The sequence below is a fragment of the Microcoleus sp. FACHB-1515 genome, assembly GCF_014696105.1.
Lineage (GTDB): Bacteria > Cyanobacteriota > Cyanobacteriia > Elainellales > Elainellaceae > JAAUTJ01.
Genome location: NZ_JACJPO010000022.1, coordinates 51,683 through 67,042, shown reverse-complemented (window position 1 = coordinate 67,042; position 15,360 = coordinate 51,683). Strand labels below are relative to the sequence as shown.

The window sequence follows — 15,360 nt, the reverse complement described above, 5'->3', positions numbered from 1 at the left end:
TTAGGGGTTAGGGGATGGGAAGTGAGATCGAATTTTCACTTCCCATCGTCCCTACTTGCCTTCAGCCTTCATCTTTTCGGCTTTGGCGATCGCTTCGTCGATGTCACCGACGAGGTAAAAGGCTTGCTCTGGCAGGTCGTCGAGTTCGCCTGCAAGAATGCGCTGGAAGCCTTTAATCGTTTTTTCCAGCGTCACGTATTTGCCGGGCGATCCGGTGAACACTTCTGCGACGAAGAACGGCTGCGACAAGAAGCGCTCGATTTTGCGGGCGCGGGCGACCGTGAGGCGATCGTCTTCCGACAGTTCATCAAGACCGAGAATGGCGATGATGTCTTGCAGTTCTTTGTAGCGCTGCAAGGTCGCCTGCACTGAGCGGGCAGTGTTGTAGTGTTCGTCGCCGACAATGCTCGGCTGAAGCATGGTCGAGGTCGAATCGAGCGGGTCTACAGCAGGGTAGATTCCTTTCGAGGCCAAACCGCGAGATAGCACGGTCGTTCCGTCCAAGTGAGCAAACGTTGTGGCCGGAGCGGGGTCGGTCAAATCGTCCGCAGGCACGTAGACCGCTTGAATCGAGGTGATCGATCCCTCAGTTGTGGATGTAATACGCTCTTGCAAATCGCCCACGTCCGTTCCCAGTGTCGGCTGATAGCCCACAGCGGAAGGCATCCGTCCGAGAAGGGCAGACACTTCTGAACCTGCTTGAACGAATCGGAAGATGTTGTCGATGAACAGCAGCACGTCTTGCTTGTTCACGTCGCGGAAGTATTCGGCCATCGTCAAAGCCGACAAACCGACGCGCATTCTCGCTCCGGGCGGCTCGTTCATCTGACCATAGACGAGTGCGATTTTCGATTCGCTGGGGTTGTCTTTGTTGATCACCCCGGATTCGATCATTTCGTTGTAGAGGTCGTTGCCTTCGCGGGTGCGTTCGCCCACGCCGCCGAAGACCGACACGCCGCCGTGCTGGGTGGCGATGTTATTGATCAGTTCCATCATGATGACGGTTTTGCCGACACCTGCACCGCCGAACAGACCGATTTTGCCGCCGCGACGGTAGGGGGTGAGCAGGTCAACCACCTTGATTCCGGTTTCAAACACGGAAGGCTTGGTTTCCAAGTCGGTCAGTTTCGGAGCGGGACGGTGAATCGGCAGGGTTTCCTGGTTATCAACAGGTCCCTTGTTGTCTACGGGTTCGCCCAAAACGTTGAAGATGCGACCGAGCGTTGAGGTTCCGACCGGAACGCTAATCGGTGCGCCCGTGTCGGTGACTTCCATGCCGCGCACCAAGCCATCGGTCGAACTCATTGACACAGCGCGAATCTGGTTGTCTCCCAATAGCTGCTGCACTTCGCAGGTAACGGAAACTTCTTGGCCGTTGGAATTCGTGCCCTTCACAATGATGGCGTTGTAGATGCGGGGCATCTGGCCGGGCGGAAATTTAGCGTCCAGGATCGGGCCAATGATCTGGGTGACGTAGCCGACGTTGGTTTTTTCTGCTGTAGTGACCATGCTTGCGTCTATCGGGTGATCAGCGTTGCAAATCTGAAGACTGTCTTAAACATTGCTGTTTTCAATTCTCAGATTATCACTCAAGCAGCACTTGTTACGAAATTTGACGCACTCTCTATTTGCGGGGCGATCGATCCTGGGGATCACGCAGCCACGCGAAAGCCAGCCTTCACTCGCAGCGCAATTGTTAAACAACCTCCTAGCGCTTCCGTTTGAGCAACCGCAAACTGATTGCACCTAAGGCAATGCCTGCGATCGCGCTCGGCTCAGGAATTGACGTTCCAGGGCTGGGCGTCGGTGTGGGAATTGGCGTCGGCGTCGGGTTGGGGGTTGGAATTGGTGTCGGCGTCGGGCTGGGTGTGGGACTGGGGGCTGGAGTCGGCGTCGGACTGGGTGTGGGGCTGGGGGCTGGAGTTGGTGTCGGGCTAGGTGTGGGGGTTGGCGTTTCGGGAGAAACGGTGGTGACGCCTTTGAGCAAGATTCGGTAGTCTCTCAGGCCGCTTGGAGCCGTGCTGCCTTCGCGTTCGCTCCAGCCGCCAAGCGGCAGATTAGAAGAGTTGGATGGCGTGAACAAAGCGCGACGGGGTCGATCGGGAAACATAAAGTTGCCGCTTGTATCGATCGGATCCCAGTTGAAAGCGGAGATGCCCAAATAGTAAACGCCAGGGGCGATCGTGCCAGGGGCAAGGCGAATGGTCGATCGCTGCGAGGCATCGTCATAGCGCAAATCGTCTCTGGGCGTATTGTCGTTGAAATACAAACCAACGCCGCTGTTGTCGAGCAGATAAAGCTGTGTGTCTGGATAGTTACCGATGACGGTTTCGGTCGTTGCGAGGAAAGTTGAGCCGTCGAGATACACGCGAAACAAATCGGCACGAGAGCCAAGCCGTCCAGTAATCGCTTCAACCGGGGTGAAGTCAGCCACGCCCTGACGAGACACACGTGCGGCACGATCGAGTGAACTACCTGCATCGCTGCCGCTATCGTTTTCATCAAACACAATGCTGACGGCAAAAGCGGCAGGATGCCCTGCGATCGCGAAAACCGCGCTTACGCTTGCAAGCGCAACGAGTTTCCAGGTAGATGAAGTATTCATAATTGAGATTTTCAGGAAGAACCAAACCGAACCAGGCGATCGACAAGCCAGAATGAATCAGCAAAATTGCGAGTCATTCAACCTTGACAAGCGTGATGCATTACAAACGCGATCGCAGCAATGTCCTTGATGGAAGCGACGGCTGCTCGAATCTGACCCTGACGGCTTTAAAGCGCTTACCTACGTCATATTCTCTAAAGTCGCATCATGCATCCGCCTATTTCTTTGGCTAGGCGCAATGTTTGGCTAGGCGCGATGCAGGCGATCAATTTAGCAACAGGGAAAACGCGGTCATTGAGTGACTTCACTACCTGATATTAGAAGATTTTTTTGTTCCAGGATCACGGAATCTGCGGAAGTTTGCGTAGATTTTGTGAAGGGCAAATCAAATTTTGATGAAGCGAGAGAAATTTGAACGAAAGGCGATCGACCAGACGCCATCAACTGAGCGATCGCAAAACTTATAATAGAAAACTGCGCTTATTCATTTATCTCTTGCGAATCTATGGCTGCTAGCGAATCTACGGCTGTTTGCGAATCTACGCCTGCTCGCCGCTATCACATCACCACGTTCGGCTGTCAAATGAACAAAGCCGACTCTGAGCGCATGGCTGGCATTCTCGAAGAAATGGGCTTCGAGTGGTCAGCCGAACCCGAAAGCGCCGATTTGGTGCTCTACAACACCTGCACGATTCGCGACAACGCCGAACAGAAGGTGTATTCGTATCTCGGCAGACAGGCCGATCGCAAGCGCACTCAACCGAATTTGACGCTGATTGTTGCAGGCTGCGTCGCTCAGCAAGAAGGCGAAGCTCTTCTGCGCCGCGTACCCGAACTCGATCTGGTCATGGGGCCACAGCACGCCAATCGCCTGCGCGATCTGCTTGAGCAGGTGTTTGAGGGCGCTCAGGTCGTGGCGACTGACCCGATTCACATTGTTGAGGATATTACGCAGCCGCGCCGTGATAGTACGGTGAGCGCTTGGGTAAACGTAATTTACGGCTGCAATGAGCGCTGTACCTATTGCGTCGTGCCGAATGTGCGGGGTGTGGAACAATCGCGATCGCCAGAAGCAATTCGGGCGGAAATTGAGCAGTTGGCGCAGCAAGGCTACCGGGAAATTACGCTGCTGGGGCAAAATATCGATGCGTATGGCCGCGATCTACCCGGAACCACAGCGGAAGGTCGGCATCTGCACACGCTGACGGATTTGCTGCATTTTGTGCATGATGTGGAAGGGATCGATCGCATCCGCTTCGCCACCAGCCACCCGCGCTATTTCACTGAACGTCTAATTCGCGCTTGTGCCGAACTGCCGAAAGTCTGTGAGCATTTCCACATTCCCTTTCAGTCCGGCGACAACGAAATTCTCAAGGCAATGAGCAGAGGCTATACGCACGAGAAATATCGCCGCATCATCGACACGATCCGCCGCTACATGCCGGATGCGTCGATTAGCGCCGATGCGATCGTCGGCTTTCCCGGAGAAACCGAAGCGCAGTTCGAGAACACGCTGAAACTCGTGGAAGACATTGGTTTCGATTTGGTAAACACTGCCGCCTATTCGCCGCGTCCGAATACGCCCGCTGCGATTTGGGACAATCAACTGAGTGAAGACGTGAAGCGCGATCGCCTCCAGCGACTCAATCATCTCGTCTCGGTGAGTGCAGCAGATCGATCGCAGCGCTATCAAGGCCGAATTGAAGAAGTTTTGGTGGAAGGCCAAAATCCGAAAGACCCGACGCAGGTGATGGGACGAACTCGCGGCAATCGGCTGACGTTTTTCACGGGTGATTTTGCCACTTTGAAAGGTGAACTGGTGAAAGTCCGGATTACAACTGTGCGACCGTTTAGCTTGACGGGGGAACCGCTCGTTTCTGTGCCCTGCTGAGGATGTGAAAGGCGCGATCGCCCTGGATGATAGATCTGCTGTTTGTGGAGATTGATCATGTTGGTTGCGATCGCCGTTCCAGAACCGCAGATTCCCGGAATTCAGCCACCAGAGCAGCCTCCGGCCATTCCCAATCCACCTGAGCCAAGCCCTGATCCGCTGCCGAATCCTGCCCCGCAGCCAGAGCCGATTCCCAATCCTGATCCGGCTCCGAATCCCACGCCGCCCGCCCCAACGCCCGAACCGATTCCCACACCGACGACGCTGCCGCCGGAAGCGTGAATAGTCGATCGCCGTTAAAAACTGGCAAACTGGGAGGGGGGCGATTGCGAGTCGATCGTCCGAGAATCTACTGTCAGTGAAACTGCAATGTTAAGAGCCGGAATTGTCGGACTGCCCAACGTCGGGAAATCTACGTTATTTAATGCTTTGGTGGCGAACGCAAAAGCGCAAGCGGCCAATTTTCCGTTCTGCACGATCGAACCCAACACGGGCGTCGTGGCCGTTCCCGATGAGCGCTTGCAGGTCTTGGCCGACATTTCCAGTTCAGCCGAAATCGTTCCGGCGCGAGTCGAATTTGTCGATATTGCCGGACTCGTCAAGGGTGCAAGTCAAGGCGAAGGATTGGGCAACCAGTTTCTTGCCAACATTCGCGAAGTCGATGCGATCGTGCATGTCGTTCGCTGCTTCGATGATGACGACATTATTCACGTGGCGGGATCGGTCGATCCGGTTCGCGATATCGAAGTGATTAACTTGGAGTTAGCGCTGGCGGATTTGTCGCAGATTGAAAAGCGAATCGATCGCACCCGCAAGCAAGCCCGCACCAGCAAAGACGCACAGGCAGAACTGACCGCCCTGGAAAAGCTGCAAGCGGTTTTGGATGCAGGCAAGCAGGCGCGATCGGTCAGTCTGACTGAAGACGAAGAAATTTTGATTAAGCCGCTCGGACTGCTGACGCGCAAGCCGATTATTTACGCCGCCAATGTTTCGGAAGATGATTTGGCGACGGGCAATGACTGGGTGGAGCAGGTTCGCGGCGTTGCCGCTCAGGAAGACGCGCAAGTGGTTGTCGTGTCGGCTCAGGTGGAATCAGAACTAATCGAGCTTTCACCCGAAGAAGTCAAAGATTTTCTCGAATCGCTGGGCGTGGAAGAAGGCGGCTTGAAGTCGCTGATTCGCGCTACTTATGAATTATTGGGACTGAGAACCTACTTCACCAGTGGCCCCAAGGAAACTCGCGCCTGGACGATTCGGGCGGGAATGCTCGCGCCACAAGCCGCAGGCGTCATTCACACGGATTTCGAGCGCGGCTTTATTCGAGCTGAAACCGTTGCCTATCAAGATTTGGTGGCAACAGGCTCGATGGGCGCGGCGAAAGAAAAAGGCTTGGTGCGGAGTGAAGGCAAGGAATATGTTGTGCAAGAAGGCGATGTGCTGCTGTTCCGCTTCAACGTCTAAGCGCAATGAGCTTTTGCCTGAATCGAACCTGTCCGAGGCCGCAAAATCCCGACAATGCCCGCTTTTGTCAAACCTGCGGAACTCGGTTGCGACTGGGCGATCGCTACCTCGCTGGCAATCGCCTCACCTCCGAATCTGGCAGCACCCTCCGGGGAATTGATTTGCAAACAGGCGATCGCGTCGTCTTCAAACAGTACGCAGTCGGTGAAAAACTGGCAACGTTTCGCCAAGATGTCGCCCGACTCAATCAGCTAGGCGAACATCCGCAGATTCCAAATTTGCTAGCCTACTTTGAGCGCGAGTCGCAGCAGTACGTCGTGCAGGAATTTGTCGAAGGGCAATCGCTCCTCACCGAACTGCAAGCAACCGGAACCTTCAGCGAGAAACAGGTGCGCGAAGTGTTGCAGGAGGTTTTGCCGCTCTTGCAATTTCTGCACGATCGCCAAGTCGTTCATCGCGACATCAAGCCCGCCAACTTCCTGCGCCGCGATCACACGCTGATGCTGGTTGATTTTGGAACGGCCAAACACGCGACCAAATCTGCGCTTGCCAAAACCGGAACCGTGCTGGGCAGTGCCGAATATGCCGCACCCGAACAGCTTGTCGGCAAAGCAATTCCCGCCAGCGATCTCTACAGCCTCGCTGTTTCTTGCATCCAGCTTTTGACCGGACTTGCGCCGTTCGATTTGTACAACAGCGCGATCGGCACGTGGATTTGGCGCAGCGCAGCGATCGACCTCAGCGATAATTTGGCCGACACGCTCGATCGACTTTTGCAAAATTCAGCCAGCCAGCGCTATCAGTCCGCGAACAAAGTGATGCAGGTGTTGAGCATCTCGGCTTTTGGCGCAACGATCGTTCAGTCGCAGCCCGCCCCACTGCCGCCGCAACTATGGGATTGTGTCCGCAGGATTTCAACCAAAGCTCCGATCGCCGCGATCGCCACTCAATCCAATCAGCTTGCAGCGGGCGATAGTCAAGGCACAATTCACCGCTGGAGTTTGCCAAATTTTGAGGAACGATCGCCCCTCAAAAATTATACGCAGCCGATTACCGCACTTGCCTTCGCGGATGATTTACTAATCAGCAGCAGTTTGGACGGCAAAATTTTGGTGTGGCAAGACGATCGATCGCAAACTCTCACGATCGAATCTGCACCTGTAACGGCAATTGCGCTGAGTCCCGATCGCCTGCGGTTGGTGAGCGGTGGACGCGATCGGCAACTCAAACTCTGGGATCTCGCCGCGAGAAAACTGCTGCACACGTTTGATTGTGAACAGCCGATCGAGTCGATCGCTTGGGCAAATCAGTCGATCGCCTGCGGTTTTGCCAACGGCAGCATCGCGATTTGGCACAGCGAAACGTTGGAATCACTCAGAACTTTGATGCCTCATACTGCCGCTGTCGAAGCGATTGCCATCTCAGGCGATACCTTGATTAGCAGCAGTTGGGATCGATCGCTGCAAGTGCGCCATCTGCATACGGGCGGCTTGCGGCAATCGCTCACAGGTCATTTGTTGCCTGTTGTGGCGCTTGCAGTCCAGAAAAATTTGTGCGCGAGTGGCAGTCATGACAGCACGATCCGACTTTGGCGCGACGGTCAGCTTCAAGATGTGTTGAAAGGTCATGCGGCCACAGTGAGCGCGATCGCTTTTCACGAAACCGGACTGCTCAGCGGTAGCCAAGACAGCACGATCCGACTTTGGCAACCTATCGAGAATTGATGAAAGCAATGTCTATTTACGGTTTTGCCCTCCACACCAGCAGCCCACAACTCGGATTGGCCTTGAGCAATTTTGCAGGCGATCAGCGGCAGCAAACTTGGAATTTAGGGCTGGCGCTTTCAACCGAATTGCATGTGCATTTGCAGGAATTTCTTGCGCCGCGATCGTGGCAAGACCTCGCCTTTCTTGCAGTTTCCAAGGGGCCAGGCAGCTTTACGGGAACGCGCATCGGCATGGTGACGGCGCGGACATTAGCGCAGCAGTTGGAAATTCCGCTGTTTGCGGTGTCGAGTTTGGCGGCCATTGCGTATCCGCATCTGGCGATCGATACCCTTCGGGGAGCGCTTCGCGATCGCGAGATTGCCGTCCAAATGCCTGCCAGTCGTGGCGAACTGTTTGCGGCGATCTATTCGATTGAAGACAACCAACCTGTTGCGCTGCTGCCTGATGCGGTGATGAGTGCTGCGGAATGGGAGGAGCGTCAGAAAAACTGGTCGCGCCCGCTTAAGCTAATTTCCGCACCGGAAAATCAAGGCGGAACGGTGACGGATTTGTTAGCGATCGCCCACGCCCAATTCCAAGCCGGAGAGCGGCCTGACTGGTCGATCGCTCTGCCGTTCTACGGTCAGCATCCCGTTACCTAACCGCGCTGAAATTCGAGTCGATAGCGGTAGAGGGCGACGGGGCGATCGCCTGCCTTAAAATAATCGGGGTCTTGGGGCGAGAGATAGATCGCCGTCACCTGATCGGCGGTGATTTCCGGCGTTCCGACCAAGTGCTGATAGGCGGTGGTAGTTTCGACCGTGTTGAAATAAAGCTGCGGTGCGCCGCGAAATTCCTGCTGAAACACTTCGCTGGTGAGAAACGTTTCGGCGTTGGGTGACTCGGTAGCGCGTCCCGTCACGGTAGAAACGAGTTGACGATCGCCCCTGAGAATCGTAATTTGCCGATTCGGATTGCTCGGATCAACTTTCACAGCAAGAACCGAGCGATCGCCCAGATAGGCCTTTGCCAAATTCAAGCCGTTGTAGGCGCGATCGGAGACCAACTGTCGGCCAGCTTTGACAAATCGGACAGCAAACGGAATGGGCTGATCTAGGTAAGCGCGATTGCTCTCGAATCCGGGCGTAACGACATCCGGGGCGATCGGCGCAGCCAAATCGATCAGCGTCGTTGTCACCTGCCAATCACCTGCAAACCAGTCAGGATAGCCAAGATCGCCTTTTGCCGCTTGCACAGGCGGTTTGGTTTGCCAGTCGGGAAATTGAGCAAGTCGATCGCTGAGTGGACTGGCAACAGCAATTCCACTCCAGAACAGCACGATCGCACTACAAATCAGGCTCAGTAACGCTTTGCGGATCATGCGGGTTGCCACTGTTCGCCGTAGCGATCGCGCAGACTGTGCCACGCCTCGACCTGTCCGGGCGCATATTCTCCGGGCTTGCCCCACTGCAAAAACAAGCTCAGCGCAGGTTCGCCCGAATCGTCCAAAAAGCGAATCGCGTAGGTGGTGAAGTTGCCGCGCTTGGCTTCTCCGGTTTCAAATTTCACCTGCGTAATGCGATCCATGTTGAGGTGAAATTCAAAGCCTTCCTGATGCATGTTGGCGTAGTGGCCTTTCGGCAGTTCGGCATAGAAGAGCTTTTCGATCGAGCCGCGCACTTCCAGCACAGCCGCGTTGCTCGTCACGATCATCCGCAGCAGGCCAAGGGTTTCGCAGGCTTCGAGAAATTCTGACAGTTGGGACATGGAAAGTTTGAGATAAAAAAGTTACCTGGGGGTTAGAAGCAGGCTGCTGACTAACCCCAAACGCCGGAACTAAGGCCACTCGTCGATCGCTTCATCCTTTGTATTCGTATTCCGCTCTGGCGTTTCGCGGGTGAATTCCATGTGAATCGATCGCGTTTGTTCGCCATCGGCGGCAACGGCCATGATCGGAAAGTCAATCAGGCCATCTTGGAAGGACATTTGGAAGCGGAACGTGCCGTCCGGGTTGAGCTTGATCGGGCGTCCGCCGATCGTCACGGTGGCATCCGGTTCCGTTGCCCCATAGACAATCAGTTCCGCATCGGCAACTAGCCAGAACTGGCGCGGACGAATTGGCGGCATCGACGCAGAGAAGCCAACGCCCGACATGCCGATTCCCGACATTCCCATGCCGGATGGAGTCGGTAGCGGCAGCAGTTCAAACGGAGCCGCCCACTGACCGACGCCAGAGGGGAAGATGAACGAGCTAATTACGGATTGGGGAACTTGCTGCATCGAGCCGAACAGCGATCCGGCGATCCGCTGCATTTCGATCGACTGCGCCAAATCAAAAATCTGGCTGTAGACCGGACTGCTGACGGCTCTGGCGGCTTTTTGCTCTGGCGGAATCAGTTCCAGGAACGTCTTGCCCTGCAAGTCTTCTTCCCATTCGATCGTCAAGAACTGATCTTCAAACCAGTCAGACGGATAGACGGGTGGAATGCGAACCGGAGCCGATCGCGCCAGCATCAGCCAGCGGCCATCTTCGGTCACGTAGCCAATTTCGGCAATGTAGTCGCGATCGCTGACCGGAACGGCCAAATACCAATCGCGAGCCAGTTCGTCACATTCATACTGCTGCAAGCTGTGCGGTCGCTGCGTTGCCAAATCCAAATCGGTCACGTCATACAGCCGCACCGCCAACCGTGTGCCGCCCTGACTGCGTAAAGCCGCTTTGTGATCGTTGGGCACATCCCAATAGGCATATGCCCATTGCGGATCGCGGGGCATCAGCACAATGCGGCTTTCGCCGTAGCCTTCTGGCAGATCGGGCAGGTCAGCATCAACGGCAGACAAATCGAGCGCGTCATCTTCAGTCGTTCCCACGTCAAACCGAGCGGCTTCGATCGCCGACTGCTCACGATCGCCGCCGACCATTCGCATTCCGCCCATTGCTAAGGCCGCACCGCCTGCCAAGATCATCTGTTCCGACAAATCGATCGACGGTTCCGATTCGCTAGCGGCAACTTCTTCGGGCAGCGGCAGCGCTTCGACTTCATCTTCGATCGCATCGAGCATCGCCGTTTCATCCAGCGTTAGTTCAGATTCAGGCTCGGCAGGCGGATCGATCGCAACCTGATCAGCCGTTGAAATCAGCACAATATCTGGCTCTGGCGCAACCGGATCGATCGAGTCAATGATCGGCTCTGGGGCAAGCGTCAGTTCGTCCACATCTCCGACCGATTCGATCGGCAGCGGGTCAAGCAGGATCGCTTCCTCTTCGATCGCCTCTACAGGTTCGATCGCTTCCAGAGGTTCAGCAGATTGGTTGGCTAGATTTGCTGCTGCGACTGCGCCCAATCCACTCACTGCGGCAAGCGTCGCAGCATCACCGGATGGCTCAAGTATTTCTGGTTCGCTGGCGGCAATGGCTTCGTCTGCGATCGCAGGCGGAATTTCCGGAGCGATCAGCGGTTCTTCGGGCAGTTCGACAGCGGCAAAATTGGCAGCGTCCAGCTCTGCCGTTTCGGGTGCAGCAGCAACATTAGGTTCTTCCGTCGCAGCGATCGCATTCGTCAGCGAAGCCGCAATCACCGGATCGATCGGCACTTCAGTCGATTCCATCTCAACTGAGTCAGCGGCTAAATCAGCGGCGATCGGCTCAACAGCAGGCGGAACTAGCGGATCGTCAGCGATCGCTTCGGGCACAGCCGAATCAACCAGGCGATCGTCCGAGGCAGCTAGCGGAACCGTGTTGAAATTTTCACCGGGCGCATCTGCCCAAGCATCACCGCTCACATCGCTGTCGGGCGTCACATCCAAGACAGGTTCGGTTTCTTCATCAGCTTCGTGCATGGCATCAGCGATCGCGCCTGCCCCAAAAATTGCTCCGCCTGCCAGTGCCGCTGCACCCAGCGGATTGACTGCTGGCGGAGGAGGATCGATCGCGGCGGGTGAAGACGCATCGGGTTCGTTCGCGAGCGGCGATCGTGCGGCACGGTCAGACGCAATAATCGATTCGGTGCGAGCGGCGAGGCTGGGTGAATCGTCAACTGCTGGGATGGGTGCAGGCGGCGGGGTGGGCGGCGGAGTGGTGGAACGCACGACCGGAGGCGGATCCGCTTCAGTTTGCCGACGCTGCCGCAACAGCCACCAAAGGCCACCCCCCAGCAATATCAAGGGCAGCAGCCACAGCCAGCCAGGTAATCCTGTCGTCTGAGTAGCCGTATCGGTTGCTAGTCCAGTGGGTGGCGGAGCAGCCTCAGCAGGTGCGGCGGCAGTCGTTTCGCTGGTTGCAGGTGCGGTTGCAGTGTCCGTCGGGGCGATCGCGCCACCTGCCGCAGTGTCCGTCGGCGATGCCGTCACCGCACCAGAAGCGGTTTCAGCGGTGTTGGCAGCCGCGATCGCCGCTTGACCTGCCGCAGAACCCGCAAAGCCCAAGAACGCTGCGACAGCAGGCGAGGCAGACTGTTGATAGACATAGCCACGCGGTTGCGAAAACGGATAGCGCGGATCGGTCGGTGGCGTGTTGTGCATCGGCAAGATGCGAACGTTGGGCAAATTTTGCACCTGCGAGACAAGCGCATAGCTGATGCCGTCGCGTCCAAGCTGATCGACGATCGCCGCTGTGCTGTCTTGGTCAAGCTGTGTGGCCGTTCGACCCGTTTGGAAGGGAGCCGATTGAAAGACCGGATAGTTGCCCAGTGCCGATCGCGTGTCGCTGCTGTCGGGGCGATCGAGAAAGCGAATTGGCAAATTTTCGCCGCCGACCTGCGACCAGTTGGTGATTTCGCCTCGGAAGATGCGGGCAAACTGTTCTGAAGTCAAGCCTTTGGCAAAGGGATTGTCTGCCCCGACGATCATCGCGATTTTTTCGCGGCTCAGAATCGTTTCGACCAAACCTTGCGCTTTTTCTTGAGGCGTCAGCGATCGCCCCACAGCGGCCAAATCAATTTCCTCGGCCAGCAGCGATCGCAAAGCAGCATCGGTTCCTGTCGCCGCTAAATTTACCGTTGTGCCTGTGTATTGCTGCTCGAAGGCTTGCTTGAGCGATTGATTGATCGCGCTCATGCTGTCTGAGCCATCCACGCGCACGGTGGTTCCGCTTGGCACAGCGCTCGGCAAAGGAAAACTGGAAGGTGCAGACGCGAACACAGGTGAAGTTGACAAAGCGGCATTTTGCCCCTCGGCAGATCGAGGTGCGGCAGATAAAGCAACCAGTAATGCCAGGAGGACGACCGAAGCGTCTTTCTTAGAAACCATAGTCGGGAACTCAACGCAAGGGGCAACTCGAATCGAACGGCAAAACACGGTTTCGTACAAAGCTTTTGCACAAGGCTTGAGTTTCAACCGTAGGATGGCTACGAAGAGTGTACCATCCTGATTTTTATCGAGCGGCGATCGCTCATATTTTAATGCCCAAATCGCTGTATCTTGAATCGCATCCGGTTCGATCGCCCAACCCCCCAACGCCTTCATGGGATTCGTTGCTCTCGTCGGCTCTGGTCCCGGCCATCCGCACTACCTCACCGTTCGCGCTCAGCAACTTCTCGCACAGGCCGAAGTGCTCATTTACGATGCGCTGGTAGATAGCGCTCTGCTTGCACTCGTGCCACCCAATTGCCTCAAGCTCGACGTGGGCAAGCGAGGCGGCCAACCCAGCGCTTCGCAAGCAGAGATTAATCGGCTGCTGGTCGAGCATGGCCGCGATCGCCAAGTCGTCCGGCTCAAAAGCGGCGATCCCTTCATTTTTGGACGGGCGAGTGCCGAAATTGAAGCGCTTCAGCAGGCGGGCTGTCGATTTGAAGTTGTGCCAGGAATTTCCTCAGCCTTGGCCGCACCACTCTTAGCTAGTATTCCGCTGACCGATCCGGTCTTGAGCCGCTGCTTTGCCGTGTTGAGTGCTCATGACTTGGACGCGATCGACTGGTCAGCCCTCGCCCGCCTCGATACGATCGTGATTTTGATGGGCGCAAAGCATCTGGGAGACATCACCGATCGCCTGCAAGCTCAAGGCCGATCGTCGGAAACGCCTGTGGCAATCGTGCAGTGGGCATCGCAGCCGCAGCAGCAAATTTGGACGGGAACGCTGGGGGCGATCGCTCGAACGACCGCAGGCCAATCGCTTTCACCCGCCGTGATTATCATCGGAGAAGTGGTGAATCTGCGGCCTTATCTGATGCCTGCTCCTCGACCGCTAAGCGGCAAAACAATTTTGGTGACTCGTGCGGCAAGCCAGTCCAGCCAGTTTACGACGCTGCTGGAGGCGCAGGGCGCAACCGTAATTGAAATGCCTGCGATCGAAATTCAGCCGCCGTCAAGCTGGGAGCCGCTCGATCGCGCACTGGCTGATTTGAGCCGCTTTGACTGGCTAATTCTCACCTCGACAAACGGTGTGGATTATTTTTTCGATCGCCTCTTCCAGTCCGGTCAAGATGTCCGCGCTCTGGCTGGTCTCAAAATTGCCGTTGTCGGCCAAAAAACTGCTGCCAGCCTTCAGCAGCGCGGACTTCAGCCAGATTTTATTCCACCGGATTTCGTGGCCGATTCGCTGATCGCGCATTTTCCCGATCCGCTGACTGAATTGAAAGTGCTGTTTCCGCGTGTCGAGTCGGGTGGCCGCGAAGTGCTGATGCAGGAATTTTCGGCAGCGGGCGCGATCGTCACGGAAGTTCCAGCCTATCAGTCAGCTTGTCCGCGATCGATCGATCCTGCCGTTGCCGATGCGCTGATGTCCGGCCAAATCGATATTGTGACGTTTGCCAGTTCCAAGACGGTGAAGTGCTTTGCGAAGCTGGTGGACTGGGCAAATTTACCGAAATTGCCGATCGTAGCTTCGATCGGGCCGCAAACTTCCGCTGATTGTCAGCGCTGTTTGGGGCGCGTGGATGTTGAGGCGACCACTTACACGCTGGCAGGCTTGACGGAGGCGATCGCCCAGCAGATCGATATTGATTCAGTCAGGCAAGATGAAAGAAGCTTTTGATCGTGTTTCTTTTTTTGCATCGCTATGGTCAATCGGTTTCCTCCCGATCCACTCCGCCGCATCATTGGCCTGACAGGTGGCGTCGGGATGGGTAAAACAACAATCTCTAACTACCTTGCCACTGCTTACAATCTACCGATTCTTGACGCCGACATTTTTGCTCGCGAAGCCGTCGCTCCTCATTCACCCATTCTGGCGGAAATCGTCGAACGCTATGGGGCCAGCATTCTCCAGCCCGATCGCAGCCTGGATCGCGCCCGCCTTGCCCAAGTCATTTTCAGCAGCAGTGCCGAACGATTGTGGGTCGAGCAGCAAATCCACCCGTTTGTGCGCGATCGCTTCGTTTGCAAACTCAAATCGCTGGCTGCCGAAGGAAAACCCGTTGCCGTTCTTGTCGTGCCGCTTTTATTTGAAGCTCGCATGACCGATTTAGTCACCGAAATTTGGGTGGTGCGATCGACTCCTCAGCAGCAAATCGCTCGCCTGCAAGAACGAGATCAACTCGATCTCAGTCAAATCATCGCCCGCATCGACAGCCAAATGCCGATCGAAAAAAAGCTCGATCGTGCAGATGTAATTTTGGACAATCGCTTCACGCTCGAAGCGCTGTTTGAGCAGGTCGATCGCGCGATCGTGGCGGACAGGTGACCAGTTGAACCGTCGCTCTTCCACACTCCGCACCTCTACCGCGATCGCGTCAAATATGCCACTCTGATCTAGGAAATTT

At 56.0% G+C, this 15,360-nt stretch carries 12 protein-coding genes; 7 read left to right on the top strand and 5 right to left on the bottom strand.

Translation table 11 applies throughout. The features are described from left to right. Nucleotides 1–51: 51 nt before the first annotated feature. Both atpD and H6F67_RS07900 read right to left on the bottom strand, forming a co-directional pair. Nucleotides 52–1,509, bottom strand: coding sequence for a F0F1 ATP synthase subunit beta (gene atpD / locus H6F67_RS07905; RefSeq protein WP_190765062.1), 1,458 nt, complete (start codon nt 1,507–1,509; stop codon nt 52–54). Nucleotides 1,510–1,708: 199 nt separating this feature from the next. Then, nucleotides 1,709–2,605 (bottom strand): PEP-CTERM sorting domain-containing protein, encoded by an 897-nt coding sequence (locus tag H6F67_RS07900; protein ID WP_190765060.1) that lies wholly within the window; start codon nt 2,603–2,605, stop codon nt 1,709–1,711. 505 nt (nt 2,606–3,110) lie between these two features. Here H6F67_RS07900 and miaB point away from each other — a divergent pair. From miaB to tsaB, 5 genes are all read left to right on the top strand, one after another. After that, nucleotides 3,111–4,496, top strand: coding sequence for a tRNA (N6-isopentenyl adenosine(37)-C2)-methylthiotransferase MiaB (gene miaB / locus H6F67_RS07895; RefSeq protein WP_190765058.1), 1,386 nt, complete (start codon nt 3,111–3,113; stop codon nt 4,494–4,496). A gap of 57 nt (nt 4,497–4,553) precedes the next feature. After that, on the top strand, nt 4,554–4,778 hold the full coding sequence (locus H6F67_RS07890) for a hypothetical protein (protein WP_190765056.1): 225 nt from the start codon (nt 4,554–4,556) through the stop codon (nt 4,776–4,778). An 87-nt stretch (nt 4,779–4,865) separates the two neighbouring features. Continuing rightward, nucleotides 4,866–5,957 carry a redox-regulated ATPase YchF gene (ychF, locus tag H6F67_RS07885; protein ID WP_190765054.1) on the top strand — a complete coding sequence of 364 codons (1,092 nt, stop codon included), beginning with the start codon at nt 4,866–4,868 and terminating at the stop codon, nt 5,955–5,957. Nucleotides 5,958–5,962: 5 nt separating this feature from the next. Next, nucleotides 5,963–7,681 (top strand): WD40 repeat domain-containing serine/threonine-protein kinase, encoded by a 1,719-nt coding sequence (locus H6F67_RS07880; protein WP_190765052.1) that lies wholly within the window; start codon nt 5,963–5,965, stop codon nt 7,679–7,681. A gap of 8 nt (nt 7,682–7,689) precedes the next feature. Then, nucleotides 7,690–8,325: a tRNA (adenosine(37)-N6)-threonylcarbamoyltransferase complex dimerization subunit type 1 TsaB gene (gene tsaB, locus H6F67_RS07875; protein ID WP_313926783.1), complete on the top strand. Its 636-nt coding sequence runs from the start codon at nt 7,690–7,692 to the stop codon at nt 8,323–8,325. On the opposite strand, the gene H6F67_RS07870 is transcribed toward tsaB, so the two are convergent. From H6F67_RS07870 to H6F67_RS28475, 3 genes are all read right to left on the bottom strand, one after another. Further along, complete coding sequence (locus H6F67_RS07870; RefSeq protein ID WP_396797742.1) at nt 8,322–9,089, bottom strand: DUF6816 family protein; 768 nt, start codon at nt 9,087–9,089, stop codon at nt 8,322–8,324. The two genes, tsaB and H6F67_RS07870, sit on opposite strands and share 4 nt — an antisense overlap. Beyond that, on the bottom strand, nt 9,041–9,430 hold the full coding sequence (locus H6F67_RS07865) for a ChuX/HutX family heme-like substrate-binding protein (protein WP_190765048.1): 390 nt from the start codon (nt 9,428–9,430) through the stop codon (nt 9,041–9,043). The genes H6F67_RS07870 and H6F67_RS07865 overlap by 49 nt, the downstream gene beginning before the upstream one ends. A gap of 69 nt (nt 9,431–9,499) precedes the next feature. Beyond that, complete coding sequence (locus H6F67_RS28475; RefSeq protein ID WP_190765046.1) at nt 9,500–13,126, bottom strand: DUF4912 domain-containing protein; 3,627 nt, start codon at nt 13,124–13,126, stop codon at nt 9,500–9,502. On the opposite strand from H6F67_RS28475, the gene cobA reads away from it, so the two are divergent. Both cobA and coaE read left to right on the top strand, forming a co-directional pair. Next, nucleotides 13,125–14,633 carry a uroporphyrinogen-III C-methyltransferase gene (gene cobA, locus H6F67_RS07855; RefSeq protein ID WP_190765044.1) on the top strand — a complete coding sequence of 503 codons (1,509 nt, stop codon included), beginning with the start codon at nt 13,125–13,127 and terminating at the stop codon, nt 14,631–14,633. The two genes, H6F67_RS28475 and cobA, sit on opposite strands and share 2 nt — an antisense overlap. 24 nt (nt 14,634–14,657) lie before the next feature. Continuing rightward, nucleotides 14,658–15,281 (top strand): dephospho-CoA kinase, encoded by a 624-nt coding sequence (gene coaE, locus H6F67_RS07850; protein ID WP_190765042.1) that lies wholly within the window; start codon nt 14,658–14,660, stop codon nt 15,279–15,281. The last annotated feature ends 79 nt before the right edge of the window (nt 15,282–15,360 follow it).